General features: G+C 38.0%; 16 protein-coding genes and 1 tRNA gene. 5 read left to right on the top strand and 12 right to left on the bottom strand.

Annotated elements, in window-relative coordinates:
* Positions 1-198 precede the first annotated feature (198 nt).
* From P3R27_RS00680 to P3R27_RS00670, 3 genes are all read right to left on the bottom strand, one after another.
* On the bottom strand, positions 199-1,269 hold the full coding sequence (locus P3R27_RS00680; protein ID WP_034687014.1) for a baeRF3 domain-containing protein: 1,071 nt from the start codon (positions 1,267-1,269) through the stop codon (positions 199-201).
* 363 nt (positions 1,270-1,632) lie between these two features.
* Positions 1,633-2,490 (bottom strand): DegV family protein, encoded by an 858-nt coding sequence (locus P3R27_RS00675; protein ID WP_034687015.1) that lies wholly within the window; start codon positions 2,488-2,490, stop codon positions 1,633-1,635.
* The gene (locus P3R27_RS00670; RefSeq protein ID WP_034687018.1) at positions 2,480-3,055 is read right to left on the bottom strand and encodes a DUF1836 domain-containing protein; all 576 of its coding nucleotides are present in this window, start codon (positions 3,053-3,055) and stop codon (positions 2,480-2,482) included. Before P3R27_RS00670 ends, P3R27_RS00675 begins: the two co-directional genes overlap by 11 nt.
* Before the next feature lie 383 nt (positions 3,056-3,438).
* Here P3R27_RS00670 and P3R27_RS00665 point away from each other — a divergent pair.
* Positions 3,439-3,511, top strand: a tRNA-Lys gene (locus P3R27_RS00665).
* Between the two features lie 815 nt (positions 3,512-4,326).
* Here P3R27_RS00665 and mngB read toward each other — a convergent pair.
* The 4 genes from mngB to P3R27_RS00645 form a co-directional block, all read right to left on the bottom strand.
* The gene (gene mngB, locus P3R27_RS00660) at positions 4,327-7,002 is read right to left on the bottom strand and encodes a mannosylglycerate hydrolase (protein ID WP_034687020.1); all 2,676 of its coding nucleotides are present in this window, start codon (positions 7,000-7,002) and stop codon (positions 4,327-4,329) included.
* A 265-nt stretch (positions 7,003-7,267) separates the two neighbouring features.
* Positions 7,268-8,368 (bottom strand): PTS fructose transporter subunit IIC, encoded by a 1,101-nt coding sequence (locus P3R27_RS00655; protein ID WP_034687022.1) that lies wholly within the window; start codon positions 8,366-8,368, stop codon positions 7,268-7,270.
* 18 nt (positions 8,369-8,386) lie between these two features.
* The gene (locus P3R27_RS00650; protein ID WP_005225262.1) at positions 8,387-8,710 is read right to left on the bottom strand and encodes a PTS fructose transporter subunit IIB; all 324 of its coding nucleotides are present in this window, start codon (positions 8,708-8,710) and stop codon (positions 8,387-8,389) included.
* On the bottom strand, positions 8,707-9,168 hold the full coding sequence (locus tag P3R27_RS00645; RefSeq protein WP_034687026.1) for a PTS sugar transporter subunit IIA: 462 nt from the start codon (positions 9,166-9,168) through the stop codon (positions 8,707-8,709). The genes P3R27_RS00650 and P3R27_RS00645 overlap by 4 nt, the downstream gene beginning before the upstream one ends.
* Before the next feature lie 247 nt (positions 9,169-9,415).
* Between P3R27_RS00645 and P3R27_RS00640 the strand changes: the two genes are divergently transcribed.
* Positions 9,416-11,350 (top strand): BglG family transcription antiterminator, encoded by a 1,935-nt coding sequence (locus P3R27_RS00640; RefSeq protein WP_034687028.1) that lies wholly within the window; start codon positions 9,416-9,418, stop codon positions 11,348-11,350.
* A 202-nt stretch (positions 11,351-11,552) separates the two neighbouring features.
* Here the strand turns inward: P3R27_RS00640 and P3R27_RS00635 are convergent, their stop codons facing one another.
* On the bottom strand, positions 11,553-12,356 hold the full coding sequence (locus P3R27_RS00635) for an HAD-IIB family hydrolase (RefSeq protein ID WP_034687232.1): 804 nt from the start codon (positions 12,354-12,356) through the stop codon (positions 11,553-11,555).
* Positions 12,357-12,534: 178 nt separating this feature from the next.
* On the opposite strand from P3R27_RS00635, the gene P3R27_RS00630 reads away from it, so the two are divergent.
* Entirely contained in the window at positions 12,535-13,533 is a 999-nt protein-coding gene (locus P3R27_RS00630; RefSeq protein ID WP_034687029.1) for an ROK family protein, read from the top strand.
* A gap of 67 nt (positions 13,534-13,600) precedes the next feature.
* Here P3R27_RS00630 and P3R27_RS00625 read toward each other — a convergent pair whose 3' ends face one another.
* The 4 genes from P3R27_RS00625 to P3R27_RS00610 all read right to left on the bottom strand — a co-directional run bounded on the left by P3R27_RS00625 (position 13,601) and on the right by P3R27_RS00610 (position 18,403).
* On the bottom strand, positions 13,601-15,331 hold the full coding sequence (locus P3R27_RS00625; protein ID WP_034687030.1) for an ABC transporter permease/substrate binding protein: 1,731 nt from the start codon (positions 15,329-15,331) through the stop codon (positions 13,601-13,603).
* On the bottom strand, positions 15,324-16,517 hold the full coding sequence (locus P3R27_RS00620; RefSeq protein ID WP_034687032.1) for a quaternary amine ABC transporter ATP-binding protein: 1,194 nt from the start codon (positions 16,515-16,517) through the stop codon (positions 15,324-15,326). The genes P3R27_RS00625 and P3R27_RS00620 overlap by 8 nt, the downstream gene beginning before the upstream one ends.
* Before the next feature lie 196 nt (positions 16,518-16,713).
* Positions 16,714-17,349, bottom strand: coding sequence for a GntR family transcriptional regulator (locus P3R27_RS00615; RefSeq protein ID WP_010734320.1), 636 nt, complete (start codon positions 17,347-17,349; stop codon positions 16,714-16,716).
* 235 nt (positions 17,350-17,584) lie between these two features.
* Positions 17,585-18,403: a GH25 family lysozyme gene (locus P3R27_RS00610; RefSeq protein ID WP_301356629.1), complete on the bottom strand. Its 819-nt coding sequence runs from the start codon at positions 18,401-18,403 to the stop codon at positions 17,585-17,587.
* A 650-nt stretch (positions 18,404-19,053) separates the two neighbouring features.
* Here P3R27_RS00610 and nrdH point away from each other — a divergent pair.
* Both nrdH and nrdE read left to right on the top strand, forming a co-directional pair.
* Positions 19,054-19,278 (top strand): glutaredoxin-like protein NrdH, encoded by a 225-nt coding sequence (nrdH, locus tag P3R27_RS00605; RefSeq protein ID WP_010734318.1) that lies wholly within the window; start codon positions 19,054-19,056, stop codon positions 19,276-19,278.
* 181 nt (positions 19,279-19,459) lie between these two features.
* On the top strand, positions 19,460-21,619 hold the full coding sequence (nrdE, locus tag P3R27_RS00600; RefSeq protein WP_301356630.1) for a class 1b ribonucleoside-diphosphate reductase subunit alpha: 2,160 nt from the start codon (positions 19,460-19,462) through the stop codon (positions 21,617-21,619).
* Positions 21,620-21,647: the final 28 nt, after the last annotated feature.

Genomic DNA, 21,647 nt, shown 5'->3' with positions numbered 1-21,647 from the left:
TAACCTACACCTCAAGGCTGATTTGAAAAGAATCTTATACTATCTTTTAAGATTACGAGTGTTTTCTTAGCTATTCCAAACTTTTTAGACTTTATCTTTCATCAAAAAGCCCAACCTCCGAATATATCCGAGTGTTGGGCTTGGGCCATCTCCTTATTCTTCTAAGCTTCCTAGTTTACCATTTGTATGAATCGATTTTTAATAGCGTAATTGCAGCAGGATCGGCGATTGATTTTCTAATACTTCTGTTTCAGCAAAGATAACTTCTCCTCCATAACGCATGACTTCATAAATGATTTCATTTACGATATCTTCGACGTAGCCTTCGTCACTCGGTGAGATATCTACTAATTTGACTTGATGATCTCTAATCACTGCCTCTTGATAGTAGGCGTGATCCACAATCAATTTTTGTCCTTTTCCTTTAATTACTTGTCTGTAGATATTGGCTACATCACGCTCTACACGCCCTTGGTTTTCCATCCCTACTATAGTGTGTAGTATCGTCTCTTTTTGATGACGAATATATTCTTGAATCACCTGATTTGCTTGCTCTCCTATCGCCAACTCATTTTCGCCACTATCAGCTGTAAAGTTCCCATAGATTTCTCCAACAATCAGTTCATCTTTATGTGAAATCTGTTTATATGTCGCAATATTTTCTGTTGTTCCAGCTAAAATGATTGGGCGTGGATGACGATTCAAATAAGGTTGTAACTCAGAATCAATCCATTTGAAGAACTCTTTTTTGTAATTCGTTTGAACACTTCCCATTGAATTCAATACGCGGTCTTTTGTCCAGTAGCCTTTATTCCTGATTGGGAAATGTGCGTCTTTCACTTCTTGTATCAGCGTATCATCTACATATTCTAGTAGACGTGAACAATCCATCCCAATCGTTAACACATAATAATGGTTCATTTTACTTTCACTTCGTAAGATTTCTTTTGTATGGAAATACGCATCAATAACAAATTGACTCTCCAACACAAACGGTACTTCGATTTGTTCATTGACGCTTGGCGAAATAAAATAGACAATGCTTCCTCTTTTATGCGTAGGTTGAAAGTCTTTTAACACTTGATCGATTTTACGAATCGTTGTTTTCGCCGCTGTTGCTTCCCTTTCTTCTAACTCTAAAATAATCTGTTTTACTAGATTTTTTAATACTAGTTTATATTTTTCAGCACTTTTCTCGTCATTTGGCATCCCTAACATGATCGTTACTGCTGGATTTTCTCTGTGGGCACTTAATTCTAAATAATTCATTTTTAAACTCCTTCTTTCTACCTAAAAATAAACTGGCATAGTGATCAATCGATATGATCCGCATTTCTATGCCTACTTTAATGATATTGGTTAGAGCGATTCTAAGGTCAACCTAATTTTTTATACAAAATCAAAAATGCCGGAATAGTGTTTTTTCTTCTCCAAAAACTCTTGAAGCATGTTCCATTAAATTTAAAAATTAAATTTCCCCATAAAAAATCCCGCCCTAGAGAAGTCAGACCAATATCTAACTTCTAAAGAGCGGGATTCTATTTGCGATTCTTTTAGTGTCCACTATTTTTTTCTAATTATTTTAGATAAAAAATAATACTGTTCTTTGATGATCACTTAGCTTCGATCATACTATGCTTCAAGTATTTGCACACCAATCCCTAATAAACCTGGGCCAGTGTGGACCACCAATGCCGGTGAGATTTGTCCAAAATAAATCTCTTGGGCATTAGGGAATTCACGTTCAAAGCGAGCCTTCATTTCAATTGCTTCTTCTTCCGCTGCACCATGTGCGACTGCCAAGTTGAAGACTTTTGCATCCCCGACAGCTTCTTTCACATAGGACATTGTTTTGTCTAGACTTTTCTTTCTGCCTCGTGCTTTACCTACTGTATAATAGATGCCCTCTTCATTACAAGAGATGATAGGATTCAATTTTAAGGCATTTCCTAAAATTGAGGCAACTAGACCGATACGTCCGCCTTTTTGCAGGTATTCAAGTGTTGCTACATTGAAAAAGACTTTCGTGCGTTCAGCTAATGCAACTAATTCATCGATCAGCGTGTCCCATTCCATGCCTTCTTCGATCCATTTTGCGGCTTGGATTGCTGTAAAACCAGCGCCAATACCAATATTTTTAGTATCTAATACATGTGTTTGGATTCCTTCTTGTTCTTGTGCGACAAGACGAACCACATTATTCGTTCCGCTCAAACCACTTGAAATAGTGATTGCTAGAACTTTATCATAGCCATCATTTTTGATTTGATCAAAAATTTTAGTGATTGATTCTCCATCAGGTAACGAGGTACCCGGAATTTCCTCAGGTAAACGCTTATAAATCTCTTCAGGAGTAATATCGACTTTATCTGTATATTCTCTATCTTTATAAATGATTTTCAAAGGGATCACATAAATATTGTACATATCGATGATTTCTTGTGGCACATCTGTTCCTGAGTCTACTAAAATCGCAATCTTATTCTTCATTTTCTGTCTCCTTTTTTGCCTCTTGTAAATATTCGCTTTCTAAACTGATTGTTTTTTCTGCTAGTAGCTTCATTGCAAAAGAAATCGTCGCTGAACGTACAGCAACATATTCTAATGGAAGTTCTTGATTCAATAATTGTTCATGTTGTTTTCCTTGGGCTAATTGACTGACCATTCGTATCGCATTTTCTTGTTCATCACAAAAAAGATTGTATGCTTCACGGATGCCCACTGTTTTTCCTTGAAACAAAATTCCTTCTTTGATTTCAGGAATTGTCAACACTTGTTTAAGTGTTGTGATAGCAATCAGAAATGCCACATGTTGTTTGTTGTATCGCTTTTTGATTGGCGCCGGTACTAAACCTAGTTTCACATAATTATTAACCATTGAAGAAGTTAACAAAGGATGTTTTTCTCCTTGGATAACTGGTGATAAATGACGATCTACTAGTGTCTTGACTTGATCCATGTATAGCTCCAAGTCTGGAAGTTCTTCCCAATGTGGTAAATGAAACGTTTCGATACTGACAGCCCAATCAATTAATTGCTGGCGCATTTTTTCCATTATGAAAGCTCCTTTAGTGTTCTCATTAACATCTTATCAAAGTTTTCAAAAACATTCAATCTAGTTACTCGAACTAGATGTATTAATAACAAAATCAAACATCAATATCAAGCGTTTAAACGAGGATTGTTCTAGATTCTTCTTGGAATAAAAAAAAGACCCGCCATTTTCATGACGGGAAAAGGAGTAAAAAAATGAAAAAGTGTTATGGGTTGTTCTTTTGCAAGAACTTTATTGGTTGGGATACATTTATCATAACGGTCATTTATGAATAAACTATGAATGAATTTCTAGGAAGTAGTAAAGTTTTCGTAGATTTTTTATTGTACGTGCCTTGCATTTTAAAATGCTTAGTGCTACTATAATAAAGTACTTTTTCATACGGGCCGTTAGCTCAGTTGGTAGAGCAGCTGACTCTTAATCAGCGGGTCGCGGGTTCGAGCCCCTCACGGCCCATTGGGTGCCAAACCCACGGAACAGGTAAATGTTGGTGCGAAAGCATTTCGAAAACATTTATGCTGTTCCTTTTTTGTTTTAAACCTTTTTTAGATTACCTTGAAAAAGGTTTAAAAGGGATTCCTTATCCCCGCTTGATCATTAAGATGCTTACATGATTATCATTATCTTCCATACTTACCTATTTTCCCCCAACATTTCGCCTCTAAGTAGTTAATCTATGATCTTTTCAGTAATCAAAATACTTCAGTCTAAATTCTTAAAATGAATTCCCACTTTTCGGGTATCTTTCAAAGATAGATTGCCACCATATCTTTCAAAAATATTAGGAACCTTTTGATTCAAAAAAGACACACTCCTTATCCAGTTAACTTTAAACTAAATTAATTACACTTCGTGATTTTGTTATTAACAAAGTACAGTAGATTTTAGTAACTATTTAAGTCATTTCAAAGCCTTACACTTTTTCTTTTCATTTTCTACTTCAACTCCATCTTTTACCATATTGGTGAGGATCAGTGGTTCCTTATTTTTTCTGATCCAAGCGCCAGTTACCCTTATTTGAGTTCGATCCATTTTTTTCAGTTATTTTTGTGCTGAAGTCATGAGGACGTGACATAAGTTAACTAGTTACGCTTTCCAGATTTGATTTTGCACAACTTATTAGTCCTTATTGAAAAAGAGTCAGATTCTTGCTTGTTTCGCATTAGTAAACAAAAAGGTTCGTAAGTTCTTTCATACGACTTACGAACCTTTTTCGCTTTTCTCTCTCATAAGCAGACTCACTACTTCGCGTCACTTTTTCTCAGTAGCGATCATTCCACATACAATGTCACAAATTTTGCGTGGTCAATCTTTTCAAGATTGACGGCATTCTTTTCCACTAGAAGTGCTTCTTTCTTAGCTTCTTTTAGATTGACTATTTCTACTACGTTCACTGGATGGTTGAAAGTGATAGTCGCATGCCCCACTTCATCTAAAAGCCCATTGTATAGACGCAAAATGTAGCCTGAACGCTCTTCCGACTTTTTCAATACACTCAAGGTTAAATTACCATTGATCTCAAAAAGACTAAAGTTTGTCGGCAAAGTTGGCTCAACCGATCCCAAAGTAAAAATCAATCGGGAATTCAGGAATTCTGCGTATTGATAAAGAGTGATCGGTGTTACTGCTTGTTTGGCACATTGTGCAACATTTGCTTGATCAAATCCCTGAGCAAAGTAAGCAATGGAGAAATCAAAATGCATTGTTTTATGGCACTGTGCAGCTGGTGTCTCAATCACTGATTCTCCTGAAGCACGCCCTGGACGATACAGTAGATTCTCTTTCCCCATAAAGCCATAGGTCCGGAAAATCGTTAAGCGAATCGTATCAAACGCTTCCCCCACAATCTCATATTCACGTACCCCTTGAGGCATGACTGCTACGCCATGGGACGCATCGAATAAACCAACAAAGGATTGACAAGTTTCTATGGCGATCGGTTGCTCATTCCATTGCTCTTTATTGGCTTCCCAAAGGGCCATTTCTTTTTCAAATACAACTGGGCGCTCCAACGTACCAAACTGTTGGTCAGCAAGTGAAAATTTCGAGGAAATCCCAGTATTAAATAGCACACATACCCGATGGCTGTCCACTTGTTGGTTTTCAACCGTTAATTTGAAATCAATTTGTTGTGATTGTTTTTTCAACACAATCGTCAATTGGATCGGCAGTAAAGATGAGACTTTCTTTTCTGCACGTTCAGCTAAATCCTTCGGAACCTTCAACGTGTAAGCTACATGGATTTTCTGATAAATCTCTGATTGCTGAATGGTGATCGTTGGTTGCGCATCAATTGATGAAATCACAAAATCTTTCACAGGTGGTGAATAATTGAATGAATCACCATCGTCGCCATTTTCTTCAATGATTCCTTGGTTTTGGTAAAGCACTTGATTGGTTTTATCAAGAATATCCAAAGAACCATTGTTATTGACAGTGATCTGATAGTACTCATTTTCAACCGTATTGGTTTTGACATCCTGCAATGGTGCGCTTGTATCACCTTTCAAATCAACCGTTAGCTGGGTATACCCCATACTCGGCACATCCGTCGTTTCTAAGGCAATTTTCGCTTTATAGACTTTCTCCGGCAAATAGATTTCCTTGACTGGATTCAAAATATTTCCTTGATTCAAAACATACTCCGTTTGGTCGGTAAGCTCTAAAATCGTATAAGGCAACGCCTGACCAGCTTGATCAAGAATCGCAAACTCTTTTTGTGGCAAATAAACCTCTGCTTCAATGACCCCATTGCGCCTTGTATCATAGGTATTGAAGAGCGTGAAAGTAATTTCTTGTGCTTGTGGGTTATTGATTGCAATAGAAATCTGTCGTAAAGTCAATTCGACAAGATTCATGGAAATATCTCGCGCTTGCTTATAGCGCATATAGATATCTTCATTGGTCGTATCAGAAACACAAGAACCAATCGAATCATGCGCCGCATTTTCAAACATCAACTTCCAAATCTCTATGACTGTTTCCACGGGGTACTCAAAGCCTAATTGCATGGCCATCGTCAAGATAGGCTCCATGACATTGACTAAGTAATGTTGGATCTGAGTGTTCATCGCCTTCAAATCAGGACGTGAAGAAAAAATCGTTTTATGGATTCGCATCAATTTGCCATTGATCAGTTCACCGGCGATTTCTTCCAACTCAGGATGGCGTTCTTTGACTGCGGCAATGTATTTTTCAATCGTTGAAAACTGTAGCTCATACTCATCCTCATAAAGTTGATTCATTCGATCAACTAATTCTGGAAGATTTTCTCTGACTGGTGCTTGGTCGAAACCATTTGGAAAATACACTTGATCCGTAGCACTGCGTCCCCAAGTCGTTTTAAACGGTTCTTGATGTAAGAACTCTGCTAATTCTGCTTCTCGTTCAGGAATAGCACCGCCAATGTAGTACCCACTTGGGATCTGGTAGACATTGACCACCGAACCATCTTCTCCACGCCATGTGTACTCTGTATGTTTAACGTCGTCATCACTGACACCACGCCAAAACATCGTATCATTGATGTCAAACTCACGATAGATTTGTGGCATACTGGCTGCTTGGCCGAAAGAATCTGGGACGTACCCAACATTCATGTATGTCCCGAATTCTTCACAAATTTTCATGCCGTATAACATATTCCGAACAATGCTTTCTCCCGAGATCACTAATTGATCGGTTTGAGTGTACCATGGACCAATGATCAACTTCCCTTGTTGAACAAGTTGTTGAATCCTTTCTTTGTCCTGCGGGCGCCACTTCAAATAATCATCTAACAGCGAAGCCTGTCCATCTAAAATGAAGCTCTCATAGAGATCATCCTTTTCTAGTTGTTCAATGACTTTTCTTAAATCGTGCATCAAATAGATTTTCGAGCGACTTGTAGTAAAATACCATTCGCGATCCCAATGACTGTGGGGTACGACATGTACTGTTTTTTTCATTCAATCATTCCTCTCCCGTGATTAAAAAAGGCACGTAACGATAGTTGTCGTTCGTGCCTATTAATTTTTCTTAATTTTTTACCATCTGGTACGCATAATTTGTTCCTTTCATAAAATACTTCGAATTTTGAAAATCGTTTCTCTTCAAATACTCTTGTTTTCTTACCCAAGTTTTTGTCATTGTCATACAAGCTAAAAGCGTTCTTAGAAAATCATCTGCTCGTGCCTTTTCTTTCACTACTATTTAGCTAATCGGCTTTGTTACTCAATTTTCAAAGCTCAATTCGATATCATCGAGCGTAATGTCTTCTTTTTGTTCTTCTTGCTTATTGAAATTCACAAATAAAGGAGCGACAAAACCGATGAAAGCAGCTCCTGCAAATAGTCCAATCAAATACGCCCAACCGTTCCCAACGGTGAAGAAGCCGTAGATCCCTCCAACTGGTGGCATTTTGTCATACATTCCTAACGCGATCCCCAAACCTGAAGCGATTGCTCCTCCCAACATGTTGATTGGTACGAGCCGTAATGGATTGACTAATGTAAAAGGAATTGCTCCTTCTGTGATTCCAATGAAGCCCATAATAAAGTTATTACGACCAGCATCTAATAGCTCTTTATTGAATCGATTTTTGTGGAACAAAGTGGCTAGGGCATATCCAAATGGCACCGCACAAATCGCAACATTTACAATAATTGCTGGTAAATACACTCCTTCAGCTAATAAAACATTTCCTGCCATCCAAGCAGCTTTATTTACAGGCCCCCCTAAGTCAGAGCCAATCATTGCCCCCATGATGACTGCAAGCAAAATTTTGTTGACGTCGTTTTCAATCATGGTTCGAATCCAATCAACCAAGCTAGTATTGATCCACGCCAATGGCTCAGAGAGTAATGCGCCCATGACGATCGCTACGGATAATGTAGCGATCAAGGGTAAAATGACCAGCGGCATCACTCCTGCAAATGACTCCGGTAATTTGATATGTTCTTTAGCCCACTTCACTAAGTATCCTGCTAAGAACCCAGCAATAACTGCCCCTAAAAAACCAGCATTTGTGCTGGAAGCGACTGCACCGCCGATAAAGCCAGCCCCTAAAGCAGCTTTATCTCCAACAGAATACGCTATAAACCCAGCTAAGACAGTATTGATCAAACCAATTCCTGTCCACCCTACTTGTTCAATCAAATAAAGCGCATGTTTAAAGCCTTCAGTGCCAGCATAAGGATCTAAGCTTGTTATCCCCATACCAAGAGCAATCATTTTCGGAATGGCAACAACTAGTGAAGCGCCAATAATCAACGGCAATACAAAACTAATTCCACTCATCAAGTGGCCTTTTACATCTGCTAGAACTCTTTTCATCATCCTTGCCTCTTTCCTTTAGTTTGCGTTTCTTTGTTCCACAGCTGCGACACATTTCTTTAGCACCGCTTCCGGTGCTTTGATACACGTATTGATATTTACCCGAATTTGCGGTTTTCCTTCAAACCGTTCCATCCCAACAACTTTTTGATCAGTCGCTAAAAGCAAGAAATCTGCTTCTTTTGCTTCTGCTGCAGTGATCTCGTTGACTTGCCCTAACGAACCTTGCTGTTCGATTTTGACCTCATAGCCCAGTTTCACACCAGCTTTTTCTAAAGCTTTTGCGGCCATCGGTGTATGTGCCAATCCTGCTGGACAGGCGGAAATCCCTACTATTTTCATATGATTTTCTCTCCCATCATTTCCTTTTTGATCAATTCTGCTAAATAAGCTTTATCTTTTGATTGTTGAATCTGCTGAATGAATATCTCTTCAAGCAACGCTGTTGCTAGGCGACTCAACATTTGTAAATGCACCGTTCCTTCATCTTTTTTAGGAACCATCAAAGCAAACACATTTTTGACTGCAGAATCATCGAAGGTTTCCCATTCGATAGCTTGTTCTAAGCGAATAAACAAAACGGTCGGTTCCAAAACCGGTTCAGCTTTTGCATGAGGAATAGCAAAGCCTTCTTGTAAGCCGGTTGAATATTGTGCTTCCCGTTCAATGAATGCCGCACATGTGTCTGCTGCATCGGTAACGATCCCGGATTCATAGGCATGATTCGCAATTACGTGAAACAGTTCTTCTTTTGATCTAACAGCTACATTCAAAAGAATATTTTTTTCCTGAAAATCCATCTCATCTGCTCCTTTCCTTTATTCTGAAACCATCATAGTAATTCGTGTGGTTTATTTTCTGTACACGTTTAATTTACGGTTTCTAATACACGATGTAAACACATCAAATTTCCAGTTCAAGTGGCAATCATTAGTAAAGCGTTTTCCAAGATGACTGCCAACTCTTCTGGAAATTTTCAGTACTAGTGAAGCATTTCATTCTTATTCTTTCTATTGTATGATGGGGAAGAGCACGGAGGTGAAACAATTGTCAAAACTTGCTTATCAGCGATTAGATGATTTATTGGAAGTATTAATTAGACAAACGGTGCCGCTACCAATGAAGGAACTAACGAAAAACTTCTCGATTTCTGAACGAACGGTTCGGACAGACATTGCAAATTTGAATGATTTATTAACAAACGTGGGAGCCTCCATCAAGTTGATTCGAGGGCAAGGCTATTTGTTGTCCATTGGTTCAAAAGAGCAATTTCATGACTGGTGGACAGAAAGTATGTCGACCACAGAGTCCTTTTTAACCACTAGTGAAGAACGACAAACCTACCTACTTTTCCTATTATTCAAGAATGAAAACCCTTTATCCTTGGATGATTTTCTTGATCGGTTATTTATTAGCAAAAACACCTTTTACTCATACTTAAAAACGGCTAGAGACAATTTAGCCACCTATCACTTAAAAATAGTAAATCGTCCAAATATTGGCTTTGAAGTCTTGGGTAACGAATTCGCCAAGCGTCAGGCTATCAGTGATCTGTTGATTGAAAAAGATCTACAAGAGTACTTGATCGGTTTTACAGAAATGGAACTTGAGTTGTTTGATACGATCAATCTAGTCCACTTACAAGAATTGGCATTAAATCATCTGTCATCCTTAGACTTGTTAGACTCTGACTACTATCATAAAAACATTCTTTCTCATTTTGCTTTAGCAATCAGCCGCTTTATAGCTGGCCATACGATCAACGAATTTCCCTTGCACGTGCCTGCGCTCAAAAAAGACGCTCAGAAAGTAGTTGGTCATTTCTTAGAAGAAATCGATCAGGCATTTGATATAGAATTGACTGCAGGAGAAAAACAATACTTTATTTACTATCTTGCGATGAATGCACCACGTTTAGTTGAAACTGGCGATGCAAACGATTCTTCCACAGAAACTGCTAAAGCCATCGTCGAAGAATTACTAACTGCGATCAAACAGACGTCAAACTATGCATTAGAGACAGATAAGATGCTAATAGAAGATCTGACTTCTCATATAGAAGGTTTTATCAATATGAATCTGATGGATGCACGCCGCAGCAATCCATTACTGGCAACGATCAAAAAATCTTTTCCACAGGCTTATGATTTATGTTTGACTCATTTAGAAACGGTAAGCATGAAACATGGTTTTTATTTTTCTTCTGATGAGATCGGTTATATTGCTTTGCACATCGCAGGTGCTATGGAAAGGAGTTCCCTCAGAAATCATCATAAACATCGCGTCATCCTTGTTTGTGGAACCGGTCGAGCCATGAGCCGTATTATTGAAGCGAAAATCATCAAGCACTATCAAGAAACGATCGAAGTCGTTGATCGCTTTTCTTATGTTGAGCTACAACAATGTGATCTTTCTGCGATTGATTTTGTAATTACAACAGTTCCATTAGAGCAGTTTTCTGTTCCTTCAATTTATATCAACATGGCCAAACTAGACAAGGAAATTAGCAAAATCGAATCGTTCATTGAAACGCTAAGCGAAGCAAAAAACGGCATCTATTCATTGTTTCAAGAAACATTTTTTCTTCATGAAAATCATGCAGATAAAGAGACCCTGTTAAAGAAAATGGCACAACAATTGTACCAAAAAGATTTTGTGCCAAAAGATTTTTATGACAGTGTGAAGAAACGAGAAGCAATCAATCAGACGAATATCAACGAGTGGTTAGCTATCCCCCATCCCATGACATTGATGGCGAAACGCTCGGTTGTATCAGTGGCAATCATTCCTAATGGCGTTGATTGGGGAAATGGTGACTTGGTTAGATTTGTCTTTCTCTTTGCGATTCAAAAAAACGAATATGAAGATACAGAAGAAATCTATAGTCTTTTATTAGAGTTGATGGATCGTGAAGATGTTCAACAAGCAATCTTGCAAAAAAGTGATTATCATCACTTTTTGAGTTGTATGAAACAATTATAAAAAACTGGGATCACCGCTAGTAGCTTTACAGGTCTAAATCAATCAGATGACTGAAACAGTCTAAAATTTGGCACAATGATTTTATTAGCTAGAGCGGTTGATGTAACACTGCATGTATTCGTTAAATAGTTACAAACAAAAAAGAGTCTTCTGCCAATTAAATGGTTGAAGGCTCCTTCTATGAAATCAACTCACTGGGTTTTCATACTTGTAAAGCAATCATTTTTTTGATGGTATGAAGTACAGCATCTTCATCGTTCGACTTTGTCACAAATTGCGCAACTTCTTTGATTTGCTCAAAGGCATTACTCATCGCAAAGCTATAAACTGCACGTCCTAATAATTCCATATCATTTAGACCATCACCAAATGCCATGGTTTCTTCTGGTGTGACGTTGAGGATTCTTTGCAGTTCTGCGACTGTCGTCCCTTTGTGGACATTATGATTGGAGATATCGATCCAAGCAGCTTCTGAAGCAACAATATAGGCTTGTTGTTTAAATTCTTCTAACTGTTTGACATGCTCAAAACATTTTTTTTGTGGATCAAAAACGGTGATTTTTACAAAGTCTTCTGCCATTTCCTTTAGACTCTCAACCGTCTTAACCTTAGCATAGGAGCGACGAATCACTTTAGCTTCTTCTTCAGGTACAGTATTTTTGATGACTGCTGCACTCGGTGTGCAAGCGATGATCGTATATTCATCAGAGATTTCCTCTAGTTTTTGAAGGATTTCAGTTCCGACTTTATTTGGCAATAAAGATTCGTAAATATATTCATCTTTGTGCTTGATTCTAGTAGCACTATCTCCTAAAATCCATAAATCTTTTGAAAACTCTGGACCGAATAATTCTTCGACACGTTCACACTGTTTGCCCGTACACGGTGCAAAATAGATATTTTGTTCATCCATAAGCGCTTTCACTTCTGTATATAAATCTTTATCAAACGCTCCTTTACTATTTAAAAATGTTCCATCTAAGTCCGTTAATATCAATTTGATCATCTGAGACCCTCCTAATTCTATTTAATTAATCTCCTTTATTAAGTTTATCAATTAATAGGTGGACGTCAAGTATTAAATGAGAGAAATAGGTTGGTTTGACTATTACAGCTACATATTTACATTTATACTTGCGTCCGCTATACTTAATTAAATAACTTAATAAAGGAAAACCTCAATAATGACAATCAATAAAAATCTAATACGTCAAACAAATTTAAATCGAGTGATCTCTTTACTATTCCAACATCAAAAACTATTTTCTTCCGAAATCGTAGAAGCAACAAAGATCAGTATGGTGACGACCAATTCCTTGGTGAAAGAGTTGGTGTCTGAGGGTTTTTTATTTGAACATCCTAACAAGCCAAGAGAGATTGGTCGTCCAGCAACGCAATATGAATTCAATTATGATAGAAAACATTCACTGCTCTTTGTTTTTCGAGAAGAAAACAAGCAATTATATGTAGATATTTTTACGATTGACTTAAAAGGGGACCGATTAGCAAAGCATACACAACCTTTTTATGAGATCTCTCCTTCTGCCTTCCAACTGTTGCTTTCCAATCATTTGAAGAGCGCATCAACTATTTCCTCTATTGGATTTTCAATTCCTGGTAAAATCTCAGAGGGCGTAATCACTTCTAGTTGGTATAAAAAAATGGATCGTTGGCCTATCCATCAATTGATTGAAGAAGTGACTGATCTTCCTTACTATATCCAAAATGATGCCCATCTTTTTACGATCGGTCATTGTCTTTTGAAACAACTTCCATTATCTGAAACGATCGTAGGCATCTATTATCCACAAAATAGTATGCCAGGTGTCACGTTACTTGCCAAATCAGCTTTGATCGAAGGACATGACTCGCTAGCTGGTGAAGCAAAATATTTCCCTTTATTCTTAGATCAAGGGAGTCCTGATACACCTGTTGAACTTGCTAAAAATCTTTCTTCTTTGATTATTACGTATAATGCTTTGATTGCTCCAGACAAGTTCGTCTTAGCTATTGACCCAGATATTAAGCCGCTCGTAGAGGAAACTTTAGCGCAAAATCGTTATTTGCCGAAACAGCCCAATGCTCCTGTATTCAGCTATCTGGATGATTTAGAAAGCAGTATCGTTTTAGGACTGCATTGGCTGATGTATCACCATACGCCTTTTGATCTCGCATACTATTGAATTTTTCACAAAAAAAGTGTTACCGAAACATCTCATTTGTTTCGGTAACACCTTTTTTATATGGTATTTAATTTTTCCAGCTTGCAACTTTTTCTTGGTTCTTATCGATCCATTCTCTTGCTGCTTCTTGTGGATCTTTACCATTGTTGATTTCTAACATGACTTCTTCCATGTCTTTTTCTGTCCAGTTGAATTTGTCCAACACAGCATATGCTTCTGGTTGATCTTCTTTTAAGCCTTGGCGGACGATGGTGTGTATTTCTTCTGCATCTCCCATCGCATTTTTTGGATCTTCTAGATATTTCAAGTCATACTTTGCAAACATCCAGTGTGGCGTCCAACCAGTAAAGACGATTGGTTCTTGATTTTTGATTGCTTGTCCTAATGCAACCGTCATCGCACCTGAAGAAGAGGTCTCAACTGTCCACCCCTCCAGATTTGGATATTGGGCAATCGTATTTTCTGCAGCATTCACCACACCTGCGCCAGGTTCGATACCGGTGATTTTTTTGCCTGCTTCATCGGTTAGATCAGCGATCGAATTAACGTCCATATATGCTGGAACAGCTAATCCGACTTTGGCACCTTTCAAGTTTGCACCTAGATCATCAACTTGATCTTTGTATTGTTCATATTGAGAACCATGCGTCTTCGGTAACCAAGCAGCCACCATCCCATCTGATTCTCCTTTTGCAACAGATTCCCACATGATCGAATTATCAAGAGGGGTCACATTGACATCGTAGCCCATCTCTTTTAAGACTTCTGCTACGACATTCGTTGAAGCAACTTCTGTATCCCATTCCACATAAGAAAGATTGATGGTGTTTGTTTCTTTTGTTGAAGAACTAAAACTTCCAATACCGATCGCACCTAATAAAACGACGACTACTGCACCAATGATCAATCCTTGATGCTTTTTATTTTTTTGTTTAACCGTACCTGCTGCTTTTTCGTGATTCGGTTGATTCAAATGTTGTGTAAAACGATCAATAATAATCGCTAGGATTACTAATGCTACCCCATTTACAAAGCCATTCCCAACTTGTGCACGTTGTAAAGCGGAAAGAACGCCACGACCTAAACCAGGCGCTCCGATCATTGAGGCGATAACAACCATAGAAAGGGAAAGCATAGTCGTCTGATTGATTCCTGCCATGATCGTACTTTTTGCTAATGGTAACTCAAGCTTCACTAGCTTTTGCCAACTCGTACTACCAAATGAGTCAGAAGCTTCCACTAACTCGGTTGGTACTTGACGGATACCTAGGTTCGTAAAACGAACGGTTGGTGGTAATGCAAAGATCACTGAAGCAAATACCCCTGGAACCATACCAATTCCGAAAAAGGCAACTGCTGGGATCAAATAAACAAAACCTGGCATTGTTTGCATAAAGTCAAGAATCGGTTTAATGATTCCTTGTGCTTTACCATTTTTTGCCATTAAAATACCAAGAGGTACACCAATAATGATCGAGATCACACTAGATAGTAACACTAATGTGACAGTATTCATCAAATCTGACCATAATCCTTGATTATAAATGAACCATAGGCCGATCAACGTGAATAATGTCAACCCCGGACGTTTTTTTGAAATAAAGAATGCTGCGACTGCCATTAAAAGAATAAATAATGGTGCTGGTATCACTAATAAAAGATTCGTGATAGCTGTCATCACTGCTTGACCAATCGTTTGAAGGAATGAGAACAGTCCTGCGAACGTTGTTGTCAACCAATCAGTGATCGTTTCGACCCAGTCAGCGACGGGTACTTGATAGTTCAATAAATTATTCATGTTCGCTCACCTCACTAGTTGCTGATAATGCTTCGATCACGCTACCTCGGATAACAACGCCTTTTAATTTTCCGTTGTCAACCACTGCTAATGGAGTTGGTGAATCATAAATAATATTGAAGATATCACTAACAAGCATATCTTTCCCAATCACTGTGACATTTTCATCAAGGAAATCGATTAAAGGACGTTTTTGACGTCTTGCTTCTAATGCTTGATCTGCTGTAATGATCCCTTTTAAGTTTCGTTTCTTATCAACAGCCATCAACATGCTGACTTCTTCGTTACGCATACGTGTCAACGCAACGTTTGGACCATCTGATTCGATATTTGTTGTTAATGCTGGCACCATGATGTTTTGAGCTGTCAAGACTTTCGAACGGTCCACTTCTTCAACGAACTCTCTCACGTAATCATTGGCTGGATTTGTCAATATCTCTTCTCCAGTACCGATTTGCATGATTTCGCCATCCTTCATCAACGCAATGCGATCGCCGATACGCAATGCTTCATTTAAATCATGTGTGATGAAGATGATCGTTTTTTGCACATTAGATTGTAGTTCCAATAATTCATCTTGCATTTCACGACGAATCAATGGATCAAGTGCTGAGAAAGCCTCATCCATCAATAGGATCTCTGGATCATTTGCCAATGCTCGGGCTAACCCTACACGTTGTTGCATCCCCCCAGATAATTGACTAGGATATTGATCTTTAAAGGATAACAAGCTTGAGTTCTCTAACGCTTTTTCTGCTTTAGCTTGACGTTCTTCTTTAGGAACACCGCGAACTTCAAGACCATATTCTGTATTTTCTAAAATCGTACGATGCGGGAATAGACCGAAGTTTTGGAAAACCATGTTGATTTTGTGACGACGAACTTCACGAAGTTCTTCTTTGCTAAGTGTTGAGATGTCTTCCCCATCAATCAAGATATTTCCAGATGTAGGTTCAATCAAACGATTCAATAGACGGATCAAGGTTGATTTCCCACTCCCAGAAAGACCCATGATCACGAAGATCTCACCTTCTTGTACATCAAAACTCGCTTCATATACCCCGACAGTTGCGCCAGTTTTTTGTAAAATCTCTGTTTTCGATTGGTGCTTTTTCATCATTTCCAAAGCAGTTTGTGTTCGTTTACCAAATATTTTCGTTAAGTTTTTGACTTCTACTTTTACCAAACAAATTCTCCTTTGTATGTAAATTCATTTTTCTTTCTGAAAAAAGTGACCACACTACGATAACACCATGTAGTCACTTTGTCAAAATTCAAGCATCTCTATTCTTAGTGAAACGATACAAAAAAATGGTCAATCCCTTATCAGTATAGGGATTGACCAAAATTAGAATTAAATGAGATTCTTCTTATCCGCTCGTTCACTGCCCATCTGGATAAAAAAAGTTTGTCATCCGTTGCAGCGTATACTCGTTCCCAATAAAGTGGACAGTATCCCCCGCTGAAAATTTCGCATATGGACCAGGCGAGACCAACAGTTCTTGATCGTGGGAAATGGCAATCACTGTTGCACCAGTAGCTTGCCAAATATTCAATTCGCTGATGGATTGGTTTAAGTGAGCCGCTTCCTCTGTCAAAGCAAGTTCAAAAGGCAGAAGTGGATTCATCTTATGTATTCGTTTCGTTTGACTCACCAGTTGATCCAATAGTTGTGAAAAATGGTTCAATTCTTCTTGTTGTTTTTTCACGCTTTCCATGATTTCTGCTTTTGTTTCTTGGATCGATTGCACATCTTGGTATTGTAAAAGGAAATCCTTTGCTTTTTCTTTAGATGCTACAAACGCACCACTGCCATGACGGACTTCCATGATCCCCAGATCGACCAAAACATTGATTGCTTTACGAGTCGTTTCTGGAGAAGCGTTATACGTGCTTGCTAAAGTGGATCTTGCATGAATCTTCTCGCCGATTTGATAACGATTTTCTACGATTCGTTCAGCCAAATCAACAGCAATCTGTTGATAACGTGGGCGAACCAGTTTGGTTTTTTCACTCATTTTATTCTTCCTCTTTCATCTACTTGTCAGCTAACATCTTACTATGGACGCTTTAAAGAAGCAAAAGTAAACTGGTTTTATTTTTTCTTCTATACAAGAAATCCGGTAATTATCAGTTGATTTCCCAAACTAAACAGTTCGTATCACTCACTTCGAGAATAAAGCGACAACCACGAAAATTTTTTTGATTTTCGTGGTTGTCTTTTTGTTTCTTGCGCTAAAAAACAAATTTCATTTAGCTTGTAAATTTTTTCAAATAGTCACTACTTACATCAAAATGACGGGTAGGAAATTCTGGGAAATAAAGATCACTTGCCCACTGCCAAGCTGCTGTATCTGTATGCAAAGGATTTTTATCAGAAGGATCGTACGGCCACTGTGCAACCCAACAATTTTCTTTTCCTAGACGTGTCATATCCAATTTGTTTTCGGTGAACCAAGAAGCACTCGAATAGTGGACGACGTTTTGATAGCCTCCCTGTTGGATCGCTTTTTGGAAAACCAATGCATTATCTGTCACTTTATCCACGTTCATCTTTGGATTTTCGCTATCGTTGACAACAACAGTTGATGATGGCAGGTTCAACTCTTTCATATAATCCAATAAAAACTGAGCTTCCCCTTTTGTGTCAGCTTCTTCATTGAACCACGCATAATGGTAGACACTTACTTTTAGGCCTGCCGCAACGGCTGAAGCAATCTGTTCAGGAGCAAGCGGATTTTTATACGAGTCTCCTTCAGTCAATTTTACGACTACCCCTTTAATGCCGTAGTTTTTCATCGTTTGAAATTCTTCACTCGATATCTTGTCATTATTGGAAGATATGTCAATAAAATCTTTAGCTGGTCTTCCTGGTTCTGCAGCGGAGATTCCTGAATCGTCTGTCAAACTTCGGGTGAGTGATTCTGAGAATTGGCTGCTACTACCTAACACATGTTGATTTTTTTCAGTAATCATAGGTTTGATTGGAATCGAAATTGCCTCTGCTGTTCCTCCAACGTAAACTAGTAAAGTAAAACAAATAACACCTACCCATTTGATCATTGTACGCATCTTGGATCGCTTCCTTTTATTGAATTTTCAAAGCATCAACAAGACGTCCTGTTGGCTCTATTTAAACAAAAATCTAGGAATTAAAAAACAGATAACATGACAATTAACCAATTTTTAAACATAACATCGTTATTAAAAAATTAAAAAAATATTGTTAGTTAAATTTTTACAACATTTATCTTCTTACTACTATACATAGTGAGTACTCTTTTGACTTTTGCTATTTTGATTCGAGTTTCTCTTTTAGATGCTCCTTAAACGCTTCATGATCATTTTTCTTTTTGTGAAAAAATTTCTATCTCTAAAATGTATAAATACCTTTTTCTTCTGGTTTTGATCTGCATTTATTTCTCTTCTTCTTTCCATCATTTTGCATACTTTTTTCGTTTGTGATTTTTCAATCGAACATTCATTTATTGGCCAGCAAAGGTTAAAAAAATATTTTTTATTGGAGTTTTCCACAAGCATTTCTGTACTAACACAAGCGAATTTGCATGAGATGCTTGTTTTCACTGTTTTTCAAAAACCACAAAACATAGTATTCCACAATTTCCACAACACAAGATGTAGTGTTTGTTGATTGACTTTTTTACTAATAGATTTATACTATTGATTATAGAGAAAACACATGGGCAAGGAGGCAAACAATAATGAACGTAAAAATCTTTTCTAAAAATAATTGTATGCAATGTAAAATGGTGAAACGCTTTTTAGCTGAAAATAAAATTGACTTTGAAGAAGTAAATATCGATGAGCAACCTGAAGCAATCTCATGGTTAAAAGACCAAGGATTCCAAAGTGTTCCAGTCATCACTTCTGACGCAGCAACTGTCATCGGCTTCAGACCAGATCAACTACGTCACTTAGCTAGCTAAGAATCATTCAAACAGTTGTCAAATAGATCGAGGATCAACTTGGTCCTCTGCCACCATGGATTTGATGGACTTACGGCTCTTGTCCGTAACCTCCCCAAATCCTTTTTTACAGCAATGAACACCACTATATCTTGTGGTCAAACACGTATCATCAAAATCAAAAAGAAGGTTGGGCGTATGTATGAGTCTTAAAAATCTAAAAGATGTCAGCTACTTTAAGCTGAATAATGAAATCAATCGACCAGTCAACGGGCAAATCCCTTTAAATAAAGATAAAGAAGCTTTAGCTGCTTTTTTTGAAGAAAATGTCAAACCAAATACGATGACGTTTCCAACAGTGATCGACAAAATCCAGTATTTGATCGACAACCAATATTTAGAAGCAGAGTTCATTCAATTATATAGTAGTGAATTTATTGAAAAACTTTATCAATTCCTATTCGAACAAAACTTTACATTTAAATCATTCATGGCAGCCTATAAATTCTACTCTCAATATGCGTTAAAAACAAATGATGGTTCTGCCTACTTGGAATCTTATGAAGATCGTGTCGCATTCAATGCGTTGTATTTTGCGAATGGCGACGAAGAACTAGCCTTAGCTTTAGCTGATGAAATGATCCATCAACGTTATCAACCAGCAACCCCTTCATTTTTGAATGCTGGCCGTAAACGTCGGGGTGAACTTGTTTCTTGTTTCTTGACTCAAGTAACGGATGATATGAATTCGATCGGTCGTTCGATCAACTCTGCCTTACAACTTTCACGAATCGGTGGCGGTGTTGGGATCACTCTTTCTAACCTACGTGAAGCCGGAGCGCCGATCAAAGGCTACGAAGGTGCAGCTAGCGGTGTTGTTCCAGTAATGAAATTGTTTGAAGATAGCTTTAGTTATTCGAACCAATTAGGACAACGTCAAGGTGCGGGTGTCGTTTATTTAAACGTCTTCCACCCAGACATCATGATGTTCCTTTCAGCAAAAAAAGAAAATGCAGATGAAAAGATTCGTGTGAAGACTTTATCACTTGGTGTGATTGTCCCAGATAAATTCTATGAATTAGCACGTAAAAACCAAGAAATGTATCTATTCAGCCCATACAGTGTGGAAAAAGAATATGGTGTGCCATTTTCTTACGTAGATATCACTGCGGAATATGACAATTTAGTCGCAAATCCAAATATCCGTAAACAAAAAATCAAAGCCCGTGATTTAGAAAACGAGATTTCTAAATTACAACAAGAGTCTGGTTATCCGTATATCATCAATATTGATACGGCAAATCGTGAAAATCCTGTAGATGGTAAAATCATCATGAGTAACTTATGTTCTGAGATTTTACAAGTGCAGACACCTTCTGTCATCAATGGCAAGCAAGAATATGAAGAGTTAGGGACAGACATCTCATGTAACTTAGGTTCGACAAACATCGTCAATTTGATGGATAGCCCTGACTTTGGTCGTTCTGTCCGCACGATGACTCGTGCTTTGACTTATATCACTGATGCTTCAGATATTGATGTCGTTCCTCCAATCCAAAATGGGAACAAGTTGAATCATACGATCGGGCTTGGTGCGATGGGCCTTCACACTTACTTTGCTAAAGAACAAATGGAATATGGTTCTGAAGATTCGCTTGATTTCACGAATGTCTATTTCATGTTGTTGAATTACTGGACACTTGTTGAAAGTAACAATATCGCACGTGAAAGAAAACAAGTCTTCCATAACTTTGAAAAATCAGCTTATGCAGATGGCACGTATTTTGATAAATATGTCACTGGCGAATTCCAACCAAAATCTGAACGAGTTGCTGCTTTGTTTGATGGTATCTTTATTCCGACTGCCCAAGACTGGGAAAACTTGAAGCAAGCAATCATGAAAGATGGTTTGTATCACCAAAATCGTTTAGCTGTAGCACCTAATGGTTCTATTTCTTATATCAATGATACGAGTGCAAGTATCCATCCGATCACTCGTATGATCGAAGAACGCCAAGAAAAGAAAATTGGGAAAATCTATTATCCAGCGCCTTATTTATCAAATGAAACAATTCCATATTACACTTCTGCTTATGATATGGATATGCGTAAAGTGATCGATGTTTATGCCACAGCACAAAAACATGTGGATCAAGGAATGAGTATGACGTTGTTTATGCGTTCAGAAATCCCAGAAGGTTTGTACGAATGGAAAGAAACAACAAAACAATCCACACGTGATCTAAATATTCTAAGACACTATGCTTTCCACAAAGGAATCAAATCGATTTATTATGTCCGTACGTTTACAGACGATGCAGAAGAAAGCGGCAGCAACCAATGTGAAAGCTGTGTGATCTAATTTCACTTAGTGATAGAACCGTTACTGG

This window comes from Enterococcus spodopteracolus, from assembly GCF_030441955.1.
Classification (GTDB): Bacteria; Bacillota; Bacilli; order Lactobacillales; family Enterococcaceae; genus Enterococcus_B; species Enterococcus_B spodopteracolus.
The sequence above is the reverse complement of the archived record's forward strand: the minus strand, read 5'-3'. Positions and strand labels throughout refer to the sequence as shown.

Bases quoted from the DNA above. Each gene is read 5' to 3' on its own strand.
- P3R27_RS00610 (WP_301356629.1), bottom strand. From the start codon at position 18,403: ATGCGTACAATGATCAAATGGGTAGGTGTTATTTGTTTTACTTTACTA.
- P3R27_RS00645 (WP_034687026.1), bottom strand. From the start codon at position 9,168: ATGGATTTTCAGGAAAAAAATATTCTTTTGAATGTAGCTGTTAGATCA.
- P3R27_RS00615 (WP_010734320.1), bottom strand. From the start codon at position 17,349: ATGAGTGAAAAAACCAAACTGGTTCGCCCACGTTATCAACAGATTGCT.
- P3R27_RS00625 (WP_034687030.1), bottom strand. From the start codon at position 15,331: ATGAATAATTTATTGAACTATCAAGTACCCGTCGCTGACTGGGTCGAA.
- P3R27_RS00670 (WP_034687018.1), bottom strand. From the start codon at position 3,055: ATGGAAAAAATGCGCCAGCAATTAATTGATTGGGCTGTCAGTATCGAA.
- P3R27_RS00635 (WP_034687232.1), bottom strand. From the start codon at position 12,356: ATGATCAAATTGATATTAACGGACTTAGATGGAACATTTTTAAATAGT.
- mngB (WP_034687020.1), bottom strand. From the start codon at position 7,002: ATGAAAAAAACAGTACATGTCGTACCCCACAGTCATTGGGATCGCGAA.
- nrdH (WP_010734318.1), top strand. From the start codon at position 19,054: ATGAACGTAAAAATCTTTTCTAAAAATAATTGTATGCAATGTAAAATG.
- P3R27_RS00630 (WP_034687029.1), top strand. From the start codon at position 12,535: ATGACAATCAATAAAAATCTAATACGTCAAACAAATTTAAATCGAGTG.
- P3R27_RS00655 (WP_034687022.1), bottom strand. From the start codon at position 8,368: ATGAAAAGAGTTCTAGCAGATGTAAAAGGCCACTTGATGAGTGGAATT.
- P3R27_RS00680 (WP_034687014.1), bottom strand. From the start codon at position 1,269: ATGAATTATTTAGAATTAAGTGCCCACAGAGAAAATCCAGCAGTAACG.
- P3R27_RS00650 (WP_005225262.1), bottom strand. From the start codon at position 8,710: ATGAAAATAGTAGGGATTTCCGCCTGTCCAGCAGGATTGGCACATACA.
- nrdE (WP_301356630.1), top strand. From the start codon at position 19,460: ATGAGTCTTAAAAATCTAAAAGATGTCAGCTACTTTAAGCTGAATAAT.
- P3R27_RS00675 (WP_034687015.1), bottom strand. From the start codon at position 2,490: ATGAAGAATAAGATTGCGATTTTAGTAGACTCAGGAACAGATGTGCCA.